Raw genomic sequence first — 15,604 nt, 5'->3', positions numbered from 1 at the left:
ATTCCTTTAAATCCCGTTACCGTTTCATGTTGTTTGCCAACTGGAGCATCTCATCGGAGGTCTGAACGGCCTTGGAGTTAATTTCGTATGCCCTCTGACTGACTATCATGTTGACCATCTCATCCACTACGCTTACGTTACTGGTTTCGAGGAATCCCTGCGCCAGGGTGCCAAACCCCTGCAATCCCGGCGTTGAGACCACTGCCGTGCCGGAGGCCTCGGTCTCCTGGTAGAGGTTCTTGCCCAGCGCCCTGAGGCCTGCTGGATTCACAAACCTCGCCAGCTCTATCTGACCAAGTTCCGTCATGGTTATCTGGTTGTTCTGCTGTACCTTGACCACGCCATCGGAGCCAATGGTGAGAGAAGTGGTGTCCTGTGGTACGGTGAGTTCCGGTTCAAGGGCGTAACCCTCTTCGTTTACAATCTTGCCTTCGCTGTCGAGCTTAAATGCCCCTGCACGTGTATAGGCAATGGTGCCGTCGGGCATCGTAATCTGAAAAAAACCCTCGCCCTCTATGGCCAGGTCCAGTTCGTTGTTGGTGTTGACGAAGTCGCCCTGTTTAAATATCTTACCCACGGAGCCGGTACGTACACCAAGGCCGATCTGCTCACCGGTGGGGGACATCTTACCCTCCGCCGTTGGCCCACCGGGGGACTTCATGGCCTGATACATGAGGTCCTGAAACTCCGCACGACCCTGCTTGTAGCCATACGTTGAGACATTGGCCAGATTATTGGAGACCACATCTATGCTCAACTTTTGTGCATTCATTCCCGTTGCTGCTATAAACAAAGACCTTAACATTTATATTTCCCTCCTTGAAATTTTTTTCATCATTGCCGTCACCCTACAGCCTTGCCATTTCGCTTACGACCTTTGAAGTAGCCTCGTCAAAGGTTTGTACCATCTTTTGATTTGACTCGTACTCCCTGTACAGCTCGATCATGTTGACCATCTCCTGTACCACGTTTACGTTTGAGGCCTCCAGGAAACCCTGCTTTACCCCCGACGTTGATTCAACGGCCGGCTCATTGGATGTATAGTTGGTATCTCCTTCCTTTTTCAGCTTGGCCTTGTCGGAGAAGCCCACTACCCTGACCCTGTCTATTATCGTGCCATCGACGGCAACATCGCCCGATGCGCTTATTTCAAGCTTACCATTAGGCACCTGTATGGAGCCCCCGCTGCCAAGCACCCTTACACCCTTTGCGGTGGTGATAAAGCCCTCGGAGTCTAACTTAAAGTTACCCGCCCTTGTGTACTTATCCCCCTCAAGGGCAAAGAAACCAGGGCCATCAATGGCTAGGTCCAAGGGGTTGCCAGTGCTGATCATCGCACCACTGCTATGATCGGTATAGGTATCGGAGAGGTATGTCATAATCCTGCCATCTCCTGAGCGGCCGCCAATGCCAACCTTTGCCTGTTCCTCATCGCCGGTGTCACTGAATTCTGACATCAGGTAATCCCTGAAGGTTATACCGTCCTCTTTAAAGCCATACGTGGCGGCATTTGCAAGATTGTTCGATACCGTCTCCATGTGACGTTGCTTCATAATTGCCCCCGATGCGGCTATATAAATTCCTTTATACATAGATCAATTGCTCCTTCGTATTATTTTGCAAGTTTGGTACCCAATAAAATATTGACGACAGTCCCAACCTCCGTTGAACCTCATTGCCCACACAGCGCCGCTAAAGCCCAAGCCGAATTTTTAGCGTCACTCCCAACACCGGACATATTCGTCCCCGGAGGGGGGAATATTATTCCACTACCTCATCCGCTCATGGACTAACCTGTTCTATTTATTGAGATTCAGGATCAGCTCAACCTCTCCCCTCTGCATTCCCAGTACGTCTGCTATTTCGTCCATGTCCAGTCCCCTGTATGTCAGGGCCATGACCTCGTGCTGTCTGTTGACCGCACCCTGGGGGTGATTAACCGAATCAGCCATGTGTAACAGTCGCTCAAAATTTACCAGCTTGGCATCCACAGAGGCCTCTATTGCCTCAAGAATTTCTATTTGCTTTTCGAGTTTCTTAAAGATGACATTAGCGGTATTTTCCAGTATGGCAATATCGTTTTTGGTATCCTCTTTCTTTTCAACTGCCTTCCCTTTACCCTTTGCCTCAAAGAGCTTCTTCATGGTGATCTCTCCTGCAGGTTCGTTTTTTTTGCTAAATAATCCTATCATCTCAAAACGCCTTCTTACACATACAGTCTTCGTCTTTTGTTTCGTATAAGTATCTTAAAAAGATAACTTTACTGACGTATCCCAAGTACTTTGCAAAATACGTACCATACGGCAATAGCCTTATCCGGGGGATGGCTTGAGTCAGGTTGTTGTTGAGGTTCATGGTGATTATGTTGGGAGCAAGTGCCTGTAAGGAGTCTGTTAATCCCGATGTTGCAGGACTTTACGGTAACGACACAAGCCTACCACATGTGCAAGAGGCACTGACAGAGGAGGCGTCATTTGTCAGTGCTACTTGGTGTCAATATTTTGACAGAATGCGGAAATTTGGACGTCCTCTGCTATATGGCCTTTCTCAGGGCCTTTATGTACGGCTCCAGGGAGCCTTTGTCTTCGTGGATGGCGTTGACAATCGAGCTTCCGACGATGACGCCATCGGCTATGTCTGCCACCTCTTTTGCCTCCTGCGGGGTCTTGATGCCAAAGCCAACTGCGACCGGTTTGGCCGACATCTGCCCGATGCGCCGGATCATCGTCCGCATTTCGGTGTCTATTGATATCTTTGAACCGGTGATGCCAGTGATGGAGACGTAGTAGATAAACCCCCGCGATGCCTGTGCAACCAGCTCTATCCTGTCCTCTGTGGACGTTGGGGCAAGGAGGAATATCGTATCAAGGCCGCTATCGGCGCAGGAGCGTATGAAATCCGTTTCCTCATCGGGTGGCAGGTCGGGGATGATTACGCCATCTACCCCGGCTGTTGTGGCGTCGTCGATGAAGCGTGTAAGGCCCAGCTTGTAGACCGGGTTGAAGTAGGTCATCAGGACAATGGGGACCTGCGTTTGGTTGCGCAGCGACTTGACGGCCTGTATGACCCCTGATAGTGTCACGTGGTTTTGCAGTGCCCGTTCGGCGGCACGCTGTATGGTAGGGCCGTCAGCCAGGGGGTCCGAAAACGGCACGCCAAGCTCTACTATATCAGCCCCGTGTCGCTCCAGAAACAGAACCAGTTCCCGTGTCCTATCCAGCGACACATCCCCGGCCATGATGTAGGGGATAAAGGCCTTCCTCCCTGCGCTGCCCAGTCTCTCAAAGGCAGCGGTTATTCTTGTCTTTTTCATCGTTAGTCTTTCCTCCTTTCTATAGCATTTCGCTGGTATTATACCATAAAATAACAGAGGGAGAGAGTCGTCTTGAAAAAATCTGACGTAATACTTCACTCCCTAAGAATAAAGAAAGGAGAATAGTGGTTCCGCCCTACCCTCATGTTGATATTTATGCGGGGAATGATTCTACTTACCCAAAACAAAGTAAAATAACTGTTGACAGGGGCGCTCATATGGTATTACTATAGTAGTCATGCACCAGAAGTATGACATAACACTAAAGGACATCATAAAGGATGTACCGCAGAGGTTTCTGAAGCTGTTGACTGGCTATGAGGCAGGCAAGTTCATAGATGTCCAATTCCCCGACGTTCAGAACAGGTGTGTTGATATTGCGTTTGAGACGGCGCCGGGCAACGATATCGTCCAGATCGAAATGCAATCTACAAACGATAGCAATATGTTAGGACGCATGTTTCTCTATGCCGGGTTGATATACAACCAGTACAAGAAATTACCAATCCAGATTGTCTTGTATATTGGCAACAAACCGCTGAATATGAAAAGCAGTATGGAGTTTGGATTTATAAAGTATGGCTACAAGCTCATAGACAGCCGAACCCTTGACGGCGACTATCTCATTGACAGCGATGACCCTGATGACATCATACTGGCCATCCTGTGTAGGTTCGAGGATGCAGAGGTTACCATCAGGAGGATACTTGTTAAACTCTGCCTGTTGTCGCCCGTTGAAAGGGAGAATTATATCAAGAAGTTGCTATATCTTTCCGGGCTAAGAAATTTGGTACATAAAGTAAAACAGGAGGTAATGAATATGCCGATAACCATTGATTTGGATGAATACGAGGTCTTTAAGGACGTATTTACAAAAGGCGAACTCAAAGGCAGACAAGAAGGCGAACTCAAAGGCAGACAAGAAGGCGAACTCAAAGGCAGACAAGAAGGCGAACTCAAAGGCAGACAAGAAGGCGAACTCAAAGGCAGACAAGAAGGCGAACTCAGGGGCAGACTGGAAGGGATAGAAGGGATGCTTGAGATTAAGTATGGCCCTGAGGGACTTGAACTGATGGATATACTCAGAACCATTGACAAAATAGATAAATTGAATGAAGTAAGCGCACTTATCAAGCGGTCTGCATCAGTAGCCGAGTTGAGATTGTACTTACAGGGTAATGCGTAACCGTGATGATGTATTCATCATGTATTTATATGGTATTACAATAAGCAGTCATGTACCAGAAGTATGACATAACACTAAAGGACATCATAAAGGATGTACCGCAGAGGTTTCTGAAGCTGTTGACGGGCTATGAGGCAGGCAAGTTCATAGATGTCCAATTCCCCGACGTTCAGAACAGGTGTGTTGATATTGCGTTTGAGACGGCGCCGGGCAACGATATCGTCCAGATCGAAATGCAATCGACAAACGATAGCAATATGTTAGGACGCATGTTTCTCTATGCCGGGTTGATATACAACCAGTACAAGAAATTACCAATCCAGATTGTCTTGTATATTGGCAACAAACCGCTGAATATGAAAAGCAGTATGGAGTTTGGATTTATAAAGTATGGCTACAAGCTCATAGACAGCCGAACCCTTGACGGCGACTATCTCATTGACAGCGATGACCCTGATGACATCATACTGGCCATCCTGTGTAGGTTCGAGGATGCAGAGGTTACCATCAGGAGGATACTTGTTAAACTCTGCCTGCTGTCGCCCGTTGAAAGGGAGAATTATATCAAGAAATTGCTATATCTTTCCGGGTTAAGAAATTTGGCACATAAAGTAAAACAGGAGGTAATGAATATGCCGATAACCATTGATTTGGATGAATACGAGTTATTTAAGGATATATTTACAAAGGGCGAACTCAAAGGCAGGCAAGAAGGCGAACTCAAAGGCAGGCTGGATGGCGAACTCAAAGGCAAGCTGGAAGGGATAGAGGGGATGCTTGAGATTAAGTATGGCCCTGAGGGACTTGAGCTTATGAATATGCTCAGGACCATTGACAAAATAGATAAATTGAATGAAGTAAGCACACTTATCAAGCGGTCCGCATCAGTAGCCGAGTTGAGATTGTACTTACAGGGTAATGCGTGACCGTGATGATGTATTCGAAGTCAATTAAGCTGATTGCAGTGTGGTGTGTGGCGGTGACATGCTGTCTGCTGCTGGTGCCGCACATGGCGGCGGGGCAGGAGGCGGCCATGCAGGACAGGGATATCGTCTACTGGTATGAGGGCGACGTTAAACGCCATGCGTGGAAGGCAGCCGGAGAGTATGCCGTATTGCCCGAGGGGATGAACTATGCCTCACACGTTTATTACACGGATAAGGGCATGAAACGTGTCATGGCCCTCAGCGGTGAGGTCATCGTGAGGTATGCTGCCACCTACACGCAGGAGCAGATTGCTGCCATAGAGGGACAATTTGGCCTAAAACGCAAGAGCGTCCTGCCCCTTACCGATGAACACTCCGCAACATACGTATATGAGTCCGCCTATGATAAGATCAGCGATCCCATAGGTATAGCCAACGCTATACGCCAATCTGCTGTGGTACAATACAGCTATCCCAACTGGATAAGGCACGTAACCCACCGTGTAATCACTAAAAAACCGGTTTCTGCAAAAGACACCGCAACACCCAATGACCCGCTGTTTTTGCAACAGTGGTATCTCAAAAACACCGGCCAGGGTGGAGGTCACCCCGGAGCGGATATGAACGTATCGTCCCTGTGGAGTACCTACCGTGCAACACCGTCCCAGACAATTGCCGTTGTGGATAACGGCCTGGAAATAGGACACGAGGACCTCCGGGGCAACGTGCTTCCGGACAAGAGCCACAACTATCTTAACAATACCACGGACCCGACCCCCACAGACAAGAAAGACTCACACGGCACCAGTTGTGCCGGTCTGGCAGCGGCACGAGGGTTTAATGCCCTTGGCGTAACCGGCGTGGCTCCTGCAGCGGGTTTGGTGGGGTACAACCTGCTGATGAACTTCACGGACGAAAACGGAATCGATGCAATGACACGTGGTTACAATGAAGGCCGGATATACACCAACAGTTGGGGTCCCGATGACACCGGAGATATGCTTGATGCCCCTCCCCCCAGTTTTGTGGATGCCCTCAGATTTGGTACCAGTAAGGGGCGTGGAGGTCTGGGTAACGTTTACACCTGGGCCGGTGGCAATGGCAGATCAGATAACGATAACTCCAATAACGACGGCTATGCCAACTCGCGTTACGTCTTTGCCATTGGCGCAGCGACAAACAATGACACCGTGGCATACTACTCCGAGGATGGCGCCAATATCTTGGTAAATGCCCCCTCAAGCGGAGGCACCCTCGATATCACAACCACCGACCTGACCCAAAACGGAAAGTACACCACCGACTTTGGTGGTACCTCAGCCGTGGCACCGATGGCGGCGGGGGCTGTGGCAATCATCCTGGAGGCCAACCCGTTGCTGTCATGGCGTGATGTGCGCTACATACTTGCAATGTCCGCCCGCAAGAACGACCCACTCGACGGCGATTGGGCTGTCAATGGCGCCGGACTGCACGTCAACCACAAGTATGGTTTTGGAGCCATCGATGTATCGGAGGCCATAAACAAAGCAAAGACGTGGACATCACTGCCTCCGGAGACCTCCGTAACAAAGTCCGCCACAGTCAATCAATTCATCCCCGATAATACCCCTGCAGGGCTCAACAACACAGTTAGCGTAACTGAAGCGGCAGACATGACAGTTGAATTCGTTGAGGTTTACCTCAATGCCCCCGACCACACCTGTTTCACCGACCTAGACGTAACGCTGACCTCCCCGTCTGGGACAAAGAGCGTTCTGGCCTCTGCACATCCAACCACCACGTGTCCGTCCGAGTATACCTTTGACAACTGGCGCTTTGGCTCAACACGTCACCTCGGTGAACCCGCATCGGGCAACTGGACACTGCATGTTGCAGACCGCATAACAGGCAATATGGGAACGCTTAAGTCCTGGAGTCTCAAGCTCTATGGCCACAGCAAGGGCCTCCTGCCACAGGTCATGGTCAACGGAAAGTCCATCCAAACAAGCCTTAGTTCCACCGATAACCTATCCATAACGGTTAGCCTCGCAGCCGGCCAATTCAGCGGCAGCAATGCCGACTGGTGGCTCTATGCAACCGGGCCAAACGGCCTGATGTACCACTTCAACGCCGCCACCTGGTTGTGGGTCAGTGGCGCCGGTGTAAGCTACCAGGGGCCGCTGTTTAACTTCCCCCTCAGCAGTGTCTTTAACGGCAACGGTCTGCCACCGGGCAACTATACCGTTACCTTTGGTGTTGACCTGACACCAGATGGCATCGCTGACGCAAGCTTTTTTGTCTCTGACAGCGTCGATTTCACCGTAACCCCCTAAGGGTTACAGGTCTTTGATGGCCTCCGCAACCACATAGGTACCGGTAACCCTCGGCTTTCCATGTTGCTGATGACCCGGTCCTTGACGGTGGGGCGCGGACCGCTGCAAAACATCCTGCTGTATCCGATCCGAAGGTTAATCGCTGAAAATCCGTACAACAGGATGAGCGGCAGCAACACCGGCAGGAGTACCACGGCTATCGGTAACAAAACCGGTGTCAACGCTATTAATGTCTTTTTTTTCATCATAAGTACCTGCCCGTGATTAATTTTATACGTAAAGAAGGAAGAAAGGGGCGGTTTACGACAGGGGCGGGTGCGACCCGCTGCGGGAAAATCGTGCCCCACCCCCTCCGCCCCCCTTCAGAATCCCCCGCAAGGGGAGGGGCGAGCCGCCCCGGGCACGAAGAAGCCCCCTTGACCCCATAAAAATGCCACGTCTGTTGTATTTAATCCAATCGAAATTTGCTATAATACCCATAACCATGAAAAACTTGCCCAATTATCCTGATAATCGTCCCACGGCATAATATGAAAAGCCGAGTTCCTTCATCTTAGCTGGTTCGTATACGTTTCTTAGGTCAAAGAACAACGGAGTCTTTACCAGGGCCTTGATCCTGGGCATGTCGAGGTTTCTGAACTGATTCCATTCCGTGATCAGGACAACGGCATCGGCATCAACAAAGACATCGTAGAGGTCGTTGGCGTAGTGTACGGTATCAAATAGTTTTCTGGCATTGTTGATACTTACGGGGTCAAATGCCTTAATGTTGGCACCCCGTTTCAGTAACTCATCGATCAGAAATAGTGAGGGCGCCTCGCGGATGTCATCGGTGTTTGGCTTAAAAGATAGTCCCAGAAATGCGATAGTCCTTCCGCTGACCTCACCCATGACATTGAGTATCTTTTGCAACATACGCTCTCTCTGTCTATCGTTGGTGTTAATTGTGGCAGAAATGATGTTAAGATTAAGCGAGTGCTCAGAGGCAAGGGTCAGCAGGGCACGCGTGTCCTTTGGAAAGCATGAGCCGCCATAGCCCGGACCAGGGTGCAGGAACTTCTTGCCAATCCGGCCATCCAGACCCATTGCACGGGCAACGTCGTGGACATCGGCGTTGAGCAGCTCACAGAGGTTTGCCATTTCGTTGATAAATGATATCTTGGTTGCAAGAAAGGCATTTGATGCGTACTTGATAAGCTCCGACGTCTCTATGTTGGTTATGACAAAAGGGGTCTCTATCAGATAAAGCGGTCTGTACAGGTCCTTCATGATAGAGATGGCCTGCCGGCTCTCTGCGCCGATTACAACCCTGTCAGGACGCATGAAGTCATCAATGGCCGCCCCCTCACGCAGAAACTCAGGGTTGGAGACAATATCAAAACTCGTCCTGTTGTCACATCCCTCAGCGATCAGTTCTCTGAGCCTCCTACCTGTACCCACGGGTACCGTGCTCTTTGTGGCAATGACCTTGTATATGTCGATGTGTTTGGCAATCTCCCTGGCAACTTCAAAGACATAGCATAGGTCTGCCGAACCGTCATCCCTTGGGGGCGTTCCAACGGCAATGAAGATAACCAGTGAGTTCCTGACGGCCTCGCCCATATCTGTGCTAAACCCAAGCCTGCCCTCACGGATATTTCTGCTGACCATGTCCGAAAGATTGGGTTCGTAAAAGGGTATCTCACCCCTGTTTAACATTCGTACCTTTTCGGTGTCATTATCCACGCATCTGACCGTACCGCCGAATTCGGCAAAACACGCACCCGTAACCAGTCCCACGTAGCCGCAACCTATTATGGCTATATTCATAAATCGTTCTCCTTAAAATTGTCCGCTAGTCCATTGTATAATATTACATGGTTGTTTGTCTAATTGCCCTGGCGGTGCCCCACCCCCTCGCCCCCTTTCAACCCCCCACGCAATTACTGGTATCTAACCATGAATTAACTACACTACCAGGTGAATGCTCAGGGCAACCTCATCGATGGTTGTCAACCCGCTTTTGACCTTATAAACAGCGTCTTCGTGCATAAAAGACATGCCTGCCTCTACGGCTGCCCTTTCTATCTCATACTCGGGGGCTTCCTTGACAATCAGGGTACGCATCTGTTGACTTAGCGTCATAATTTCAAAGACACCCATGCGCCCCTTGTAGCCTGTTTTTGAGCAGCGGGAACATCCGCCCCCTTTATAGAAGGTAGCGTCTTTTAAGTCAGCGTTGTTGTGGAGTCCGATTTTTAGGAGATCTTCACTTGAGGGTGGATAGGGTTTCTTGCACCTGTCACATACTTTTCTTACGAGCCTTTGGGCAACGATCCCCCTCAGAGAGGACGCCAGCATGAAAGGCTTGACCCCCATATCCACCATCCTGGCAATAGCGCCCACGGCGGAGTTGGTGTGCAGCGTTGACAACACCAGGTGACCGGTAGCGGAGGCCTGCACCGCTATGTTGGCAGTTTCCGTGTCCCTCATTTCCCCAACCAGGATGATATCAGGGTCTTGCCTCAGGGCAGCCCTCAGACCCTGCACAAAGGAGAGGCGTTCGGTGATTGCTATCTGGGTGATGCCTTCTACGTTGTACTCTATGGGGTCTTCGAGGGTCATTATGTTGACCGTTGGTTTCTTGAGGTAGTTGATTATGGCATAGAGGGTGGAGCTTTTACCGCTGCCCGTGGGGCCTGTCACCAAAATTATCCCGTTTGAGACGGAGAGCATGGCCTTTAACCTCAGGGCATCCTGCCCGGAAAGTCCTATGTCTTTTATATTGAGCACGGCGGAGGTCGAGTCCAAGATTCGCAGCACCACCTTTTCGCCAAACTGACTGGGCAACGTACTGACTCTGAGGTCAATCTCCTTGTCGTCGATCCTGATCTTTATTCTGCCATCCTGGGGTACCCGTCTTTCGGCTATGTCCAAGGACGCCATGATCTTGATGCGCGATGACACCGCACGTTGAACGTGAGCTGGAAACTGGCTGATGTTACGCATCAGACCGTCTATTCTGTATCTGACATCAAGCGTGTTCTGCTTTGGCTCAATGTGAATATCGCTGGCATTGATCCTGACGGCCTGAAGCAGGATGTTGTCCACTATGCGTATAATCGGGGGGGAGTTGACGTCATTTACGGCATCGTCACTTGTATGATATACCTCTGTTGTCGCGTTTATTTTGTTTGCTTTTATCTCTATATTTTTCAGGGGATTGTTGTATCTGTAATATCGGGAGATCGCATTTAAAATCACAGACGGGGTTGACACCTTGACCGTGATTTGTTTTCCGGTGAGATGTGCCATTTCTTTTATCGTGAGGATGTCCACAGGATTGGCCATGGCAATGGTCAGGTCGCGGTTTACAAATTCCAGCGGGATTAAAATATTTTTCTTTGCCACGCTCTCAGGGATGAGTTCCAGCGCCTCTATATCAGGCGTAACAGTTCGCAGGTCTACAAAGGGTATGCCCAATTGGGTTGAGAAGGCCTTGGATATATCATTTTCGCTGACTACACCATGCTCTGTGAGCAATTCGCCTAATTTCTTTGTGCAGCCCTTTTGCAGGGCGAGCATCTCCGTCACCTTTTGCTCCGTGATCAAACCTGCGTCCATGAGGATGTCTCCCAGCCGTTTTACGTCTTTTTTATGATAATAGCCAACTATTCCCTTTCGTATATCCGTTGCCGTAGAAACCTTGAGTTTTATTTTCTTACCCGATGCGAAGGTCAGTATATCAACAACCTCTCTGTCAAGGGGGTTGGTTATGGCTACGTAGAGGAGGTTTTCTTCAACACTTAGCGGCATTACCATGTACTTGGAGGCCAGCTTCTCAGGGATGAGTTTCAATGCCTCCGGCTGACATTGGTAGTCGCTGAGTTCGACAAACGGGATGCTCAGTTGAACCGATATCGCCTTGGCCAGGTCTGCTTCCTTGATGCAGCCTTCTTCGATCAGGATGTCGCCCAGTCGTTTCTTGTTATTCTTTTGGATTTCAATGGCACGTCTGATGTGTTCAGGCTCCACGAGTCCGGCTTCCACCAGGACATTACCCAGCATCAGCTTTTTATACGGTTTGCTCTGGATCATGTCTTTAACGGACAGGATATCGGAGTTCACGGGGATTGTCCCCAGGCATTGCGTCTTTACGGTGTTGTAAAACCTGTCGATTGTCTCATTTATCTCCGCCTGTGTGGATATCACAACCTTGATGATCATACCCGTGGCAATGGTAATGGAGTTGATGGCATTGATGTCCAGGGGGTTGGCCATGGCGACAATCAGTACCCGTTTGATGATGCTCAGGGGGATGATTAGGTGCGTCCGTGCCAGCCCCTCGGGGATGAATTGCAGGGCATCCTGGTTTGGTTCAACTGCCCTCAGCTCCTTGTACGGGAATCCCAGTTGCGATGCACAGGCAAGCACTATATCTTTTTCGGTTGCCACGTTATCGGCAACGAGTATATCTCCCAGTCTTCTGTTGTCTTTCCGTTGTTTTTCAAGCGCCTTATCAAGCTGCTGCCTGGTGATTACCCTTGCCTTTATGAGTATATCGCCTAACTGTTGCACCTTTAGCCCGTCGTAGAATCTGATGATGGCCTTCCTTATTTCGGTAGTGGTAGCCACGTTGGTTTTGATCTCCTTACCGGTGGCAAACCTTATGGCGCCCAGGAGGTGGTCATCGAGAGGGTCGGCCATAGCGACGCTTAACCTGTCGCTTTCAAAGCTCAGTGGCAGGGTCAGATACCTCTTGGCAAGCCCCTGCGGGATAATCCTCATGGCCACGTGGTCCGGCTCAAAGGTACGCAGCTCAACATAGGGGATGCCTAACTGACTGGAAAAGGCCTTTACTATATCCTCCTCCTTGATCCACCCCTTCTGGCATAGAATGATTCCAAGACGCCTCTTTGTCTTTTTCTGCTCCTCCAACGCCTCTTGCACCTGCTTTAAATCGATCAGGCCGGACCGCACTAATATATCGCCCAATTTTTCACTTGTATTTAAAACCAATACCTAATCTCCTTATTTATTAAGCTTTATAGTATATGTATATTTTTTTCTTACAAAGTACTACAGTTTATCGGTTAATTGCAAGTAAATATTTATTGATTGTCGGGTGCATGTACTCATGACTTTCTCATGCACCCCAGGCTTGGCATTGTGATACGAGGCTGTGAATCTACTTTAATACGGGATAGGTTTAAAAAAATATTGGGAGAGTTACAGTTAAAGTAACCTGGCGGCATCTTTGGCGAAGTAGGTTATGATGATATCGGCCCCTGCGCGCTTTATAGACAGCAGCATCTCCATCATGACGGCATTGTAATCGATCCACCCGCGCTCTGCCGCGGCCACTACCATAGAGTACTCGCCCGAGACGTTGTAGGCACAAACGGGGACGTTGCAGGTCTCCCTGACGGCAGCGATGACATCGAGATAGGCCAGGGCCGGTTTGATCATGACGATGTCCGCTCCCTCTTCGATGTCAAGGGCAACCTCCCTGAGGGCCTCACGTCTGTTGGCCGGGTCCATCTGGTGATGTCGCCTGTCGCCAAACTGCGGCGTTGAAGCGGCCGCCTCACGGAATGGTCCGTAGAAGGCCGAGGCATACTTGGCGGCATAGCTCATTATTGGCACCGGGCGAAATCCCTCCCTGTCCAGTGCGGTGCGTATGGCGTAGACCCTGCCATCCATCATATCAGAGGGTGCAACCATATGTGCCCCGGCACGGGCGTGTGAGACCGCCTCCTTGCAGAGTAACTCAAGCGTGGCATCGTTGTCTATGCTGCCGTCATTGATAACGCCGCAATGTCCATGACTTGTGTACTCACACAGGCACACATCCGTGATAACGTACAACTCCGGCACGGCATCCCTGATGGCCCTGACCGCCTCCTGGACAACACCATCGGGGTCATATGCACCGGAAGCAAGTTCGTCCTTGTGCGGGGGGATGCCAAAGAGAATCGTTGCCGGGATGCCAAGCTCCTTTAACTGCCTGGCCGACTTTACGAGCTCGTCCGTGGACTCCTGAAAACACCCGGGCATTGAATTTATCGCCCTCTTGACACCCCTGCCAAAGGTGGCAAACAACGGATACACAAAGTCCGCAGGCGACACAACCGTCTCTCTCACCATATTTCTAAGTTCGGCGCTTGCACGCAGCCTCATAGGTCTCTTTATCTGAATCATCCGGCTACTCCTTTTTCGTGGGAAAAATCGTTCTTACGTGTAATGCTTGATGGCCAACATGGCCTGATTTCTGAGCGTCTTGACGTATCTCAAACGCTTGGGTTGCGGCGCCTTTTGGTCAACTTCTGCCCAATCTCCATAGATCACGGCTACGGGGACCTTCTTCAGCGTAATGGGGATTACGATAAACGTCCGGACATCAAATGTAGTACGCAACCACGTGGGTATGCAAGACTGCACCTCAACGTCATAGACGTTATTGATAAGGACAATGGAATCCTTGTTGAGCGATATATTAAAGACGTCATCCGAAGAGCTTTCAATCTGGAACCTGAACCCTTTAACGAGCTTGCCTATGTCATGGCCAAAGCCAAAACGACCTTCCATATATGGCTCCTTTGCAGTCTTTATACCGATAATAATATGTGAACATTCCATACCGCGATACAAGACCTCCAGGATCATCCGCAGTATGTCATTTAAGGAGAAGCTCTCAAGCATGGCATTGGCTATTTCCAGTATTCCCTTTGTGAGTATGTCATCGGGGGTCAGCACCTGCGAGGTCTCCTCTTCACCATCAAGCAGGCTGTCAAGTATCTGCATAGGGTGTTTTGCAGCAGCGTCAGAGAGTTTTTTATCCTTTTTTAAGCCTTCGGGTCCCTTTAATAGCAGGCCCAGATTTTGCAAGAAGTGACTGTTGTCCATGCTAAAGCCAAAATTATCACAGTAGGATTTTATTTCGTTATATGATACCTCAAGCACGTCTGCCAGGGTCTTTTCACCGGAGCGGAAGCAGACATCAAACCGGTGCTTAAAGGTGGCCAATGTCTTTTCCCAATCAGCGGGTTTTGCCTTGTTTATTAGCTCACACAATTTACTTGAGAGCAGGACAAGAGCCCTTATGTTTTCCATATCGGTCGTGGGTTTGACGAGCTTGTACAGGGGGATTTTGCGCATACAATAGACGATGCTGTCGGAAAAGTTCCAGTTCTTGGCCACCTCCATGCCGACGGTATCGTAGGATGCCTTTATTACATCAGGAGCTGCCTCATCCTCAGTAATATCCTGAGCGGCGGCAAGTTCCTTTATCTTTCTCTGCTCCTCCGGCAGATAGAACCTGATCAGCAACTTCCCCAGGTCGTGAAAAATGGAACATATAAAGGCCTCCTCTATGTCCTTGATGCCCAGCTTTTTGCCCATCTCCTTTGCCACCACGCCACTCATAAAGGAGATTATAAAGGCCTCCCTGAGTTCCAGGGCCAGGGACTTGTTCTTGATATGCTCAAACAACATAAGGGACAGGGCGGCATCCCTTATTTTGCCAAATCCCAGTATATAGACGGCACGAGAGACCGTGTTGATCCTCCCTGCCCCGTGATACTTGATGTAAAAGGCGGTATTGACCATCCTGAGTAACTTGTTGGACAGGGCAAAATCATCCAGTATGGTGTTTGTAAGTTCCGTTACTGAGGCATCGCTGTCAGAGGAAGTCTGCTTACTAACAAGTGCAACCGTCCGGGACATTGCAGGGAAATCCTTGTTCGCATTGATTATATCTAACAGCCGAACTACTATTGGTATCTTCTTGCCTGTCATCTGTTATCTTTACTCATAGGCTAACATTTTTTTGGGCGAAAAGTAAACATGTAAAGATTTGACAAGTTTGGCCTGGTGTTGTATAATGATT

The 15,604-nt window shown here is 49.7% G+C and carries 12 protein-coding genes; 3 read left to right on the top strand and 9 right to left on the bottom strand.

The features are described from left to right. Positions 1–16 precede the first annotated feature (16 nt). The 4 genes from flgG to trpA form a co-directional block, all read right to left on the bottom strand. Positions 17–805 (bottom strand): flagellar basal-body rod protein FlgG, encoded by a 789-nt coding sequence (flgG, locus tag Mcas_RS02410; protein WP_040333861.1) that lies wholly within the window; start codon positions 803–805, stop codon positions 17–19. 43 nt (positions 806–848) lie between these two features. Next, the gene (gene flgF / locus Mcas_RS02405) at positions 849–1,592 is read right to left on the bottom strand and encodes a flagellar basal-body rod protein FlgF (RefSeq protein ID WP_040333860.1); all 744 of its coding nucleotides are present in this window, start codon (positions 1,590–1,592) and stop codon (positions 849–851) included. A 207-nt stretch (positions 1,593–1,799) separates the two neighbouring features. Further along, on the bottom strand, positions 1,800–2,192 hold the full coding sequence (locus Mcas_RS02400; RefSeq protein WP_040333859.1) for a hypothetical protein: 393 nt from the start codon (positions 2,190–2,192) through the stop codon (positions 1,800–1,802). A gap of 341 nt (positions 2,193–2,533) precedes the next feature. Continuing rightward, complete coding sequence (gene trpA, locus Mcas_RS02395; protein WP_040333858.1) at positions 2,534–3,313, bottom strand: tryptophan synthase subunit alpha; 780 nt, start codon at positions 3,311–3,313, stop codon at positions 2,534–2,536. A gap of 238 nt (positions 3,314–3,551) precedes the next feature. Here trpA and Mcas_RS02390 point away from each other — a divergent pair, with 238 nt between their 5' ends. Genes Mcas_RS02390 through Mcas_RS02380 form a run of 3 tightly spaced genes read left to right on the top strand, consistent with a single transcriptional unit; the run spans position 3,552 to position 7,737 of the window. After that, entirely contained in the window at positions 3,552–4,499 is a 948-nt protein-coding gene (locus tag Mcas_RS02390) for an RpnC/YadD family protein (protein ID WP_040333857.1), read from the top strand. 50 nt (positions 4,500–4,549) lie between these two features. Further along, entirely contained in the window at positions 4,550–5,425 is an 876-nt protein-coding gene (locus Mcas_RS02385; RefSeq protein ID WP_040333856.1) for an RpnC/YadD family protein, read from the top strand. Between the two features lie 5 nt (positions 5,426–5,430). After that, positions 5,431–7,737, top strand: a complete 2,307-nt coding sequence (locus Mcas_RS02380; RefSeq protein ID WP_235203266.1) for a S8 family peptidase — start codon at positions 5,431–5,433, stop codon at positions 7,735–7,737. Here Mcas_RS02380 and Mcas_RS02375 read toward each other — a convergent pair. The 5 genes from Mcas_RS02375 to Mcas_RS02355 all read right to left on the bottom strand — a co-directional run bounded on the left by Mcas_RS02375 (position 7,734) and on the right by Mcas_RS02355 (position 15,513). Next, positions 7,734–7,985 carry a hypothetical protein gene (locus tag Mcas_RS02375; RefSeq protein WP_156033031.1) on the bottom strand — a complete coding sequence of 84 codons (252 nt, stop codon included), beginning with the start codon at positions 7,983–7,985 and terminating at the stop codon, positions 7,734–7,736. The genes Mcas_RS02380 and Mcas_RS02375 overlap by 4 nt on opposite strands. A gap of 253 nt (positions 7,986–8,238) precedes the next feature. Next, entirely contained in the window at positions 8,239–9,546 is a 1,308-nt protein-coding gene (locus tag Mcas_RS02370) for a UDP-glucose dehydrogenase family protein (protein ID WP_040333854.1), read from the bottom strand. 138 nt (positions 9,547–9,684) lie between these two features. After that, positions 9,685–12,735 (bottom strand): type II/IV secretion system protein, encoded by a 3,051-nt coding sequence (locus Mcas_RS17340; RefSeq protein ID WP_081853543.1) that lies wholly within the window; start codon positions 12,733–12,735, stop codon positions 9,685–9,687. 216 nt (positions 12,736–12,951) lie between these two features. Continuing rightward, positions 12,952–13,917: a porphobilinogen synthase gene (hemB, locus tag Mcas_RS02360; protein WP_052566733.1), complete on the bottom strand. Its 966-nt coding sequence runs from the start codon at positions 13,915–13,917 to the stop codon at positions 12,952–12,954. Between the two features lie 33 nt (positions 13,918–13,950). Further along, the gene (locus Mcas_RS02355; protein WP_040333853.1) at positions 13,951–15,513 is read right to left on the bottom strand and encodes an HDOD domain-containing protein; all 1,563 of its coding nucleotides are present in this window, start codon (positions 15,511–15,513) and stop codon (positions 13,951–13,953) included. Positions 15,514–15,604 lie beyond the last annotated feature (91 nt).

Origin of the sequence: Candidatus Magnetobacterium casense (genome assembly GCF_000714715.1) — a bacterium.
Classification (GTDB): domain Bacteria; phylum Nitrospirota; class Thermodesulfovibrionia; order Thermodesulfovibrionales; family Magnetobacteriaceae; genus Magnetobacterium; species Magnetobacterium casense.
Note: the sequence above shows the minus strand (reverse complement) of the source record. Positions and strands in the feature narration are given on the sequence as shown.

Coding starts and splice junctions, on each gene's coding strand:
- Mcas_RS02380 (WP_235203266.1), top strand. CDS start 5,431: ATGATGTATTCGAAGTCAATTAAGCTGATTGCAGTGTGGTGTGTGGCG.
- flgG (WP_040333861.1), bottom strand. CDS start 805: ATGTTAAGGTCTTTGTTTATAGCAGCAACGGGAATGAATGCACAAAAG.
- flgF (WP_040333860.1), bottom strand. CDS start 1,592: ATGTATAAAGGAATTTATATAGCCGCATCGGGGGCAATTATGAAGCAA.
- trpA (WP_040333858.1), bottom strand. CDS start 3,313: ATGAAAAAGACAAGAATAACCGCTGCCTTTGAGAGACTGGGCAGCGCA.
- Mcas_RS02390 (WP_040333857.1), top strand. CDS start 3,552: ATGCACCAGAAGTATGACATAACACTAAAGGACATCATAAAGGATGTA.
- Mcas_RS02385 (WP_040333856.1), top strand. CDS start 4,550: ATGTACCAGAAGTATGACATAACACTAAAGGACATCATAAAGGATGTA.
- Mcas_RS02355 (WP_040333853.1), bottom strand. CDS start 15,513: ATGACAGGCAAGAAGATACCAATAGTAGTTCGGCTGTTAGATATAATC.
- Mcas_RS02375 (WP_156033031.1), bottom strand. CDS start 7,985: ATGATGAAAAAAAAGACATTAATAGCGTTGACACCGGTTTTGTTACCG.
- Mcas_RS02400 (WP_040333859.1), bottom strand. CDS start 2,192: ATGATAGGATTATTTAGCAAAAAAAACGAACCTGCAGGAGAGATCACC.
- Mcas_RS02370 (WP_040333854.1), bottom strand. CDS start 9,546: ATGAATATAGCCATAATAGGTTGCGGCTACGTGGGACTGGTTACGGGT.
- hemB (WP_052566733.1), bottom strand. CDS start 13,917: ATGATTCAGATAAAGAGACCTATGAGGCTGCGTGCAAGCGCCGAACTT.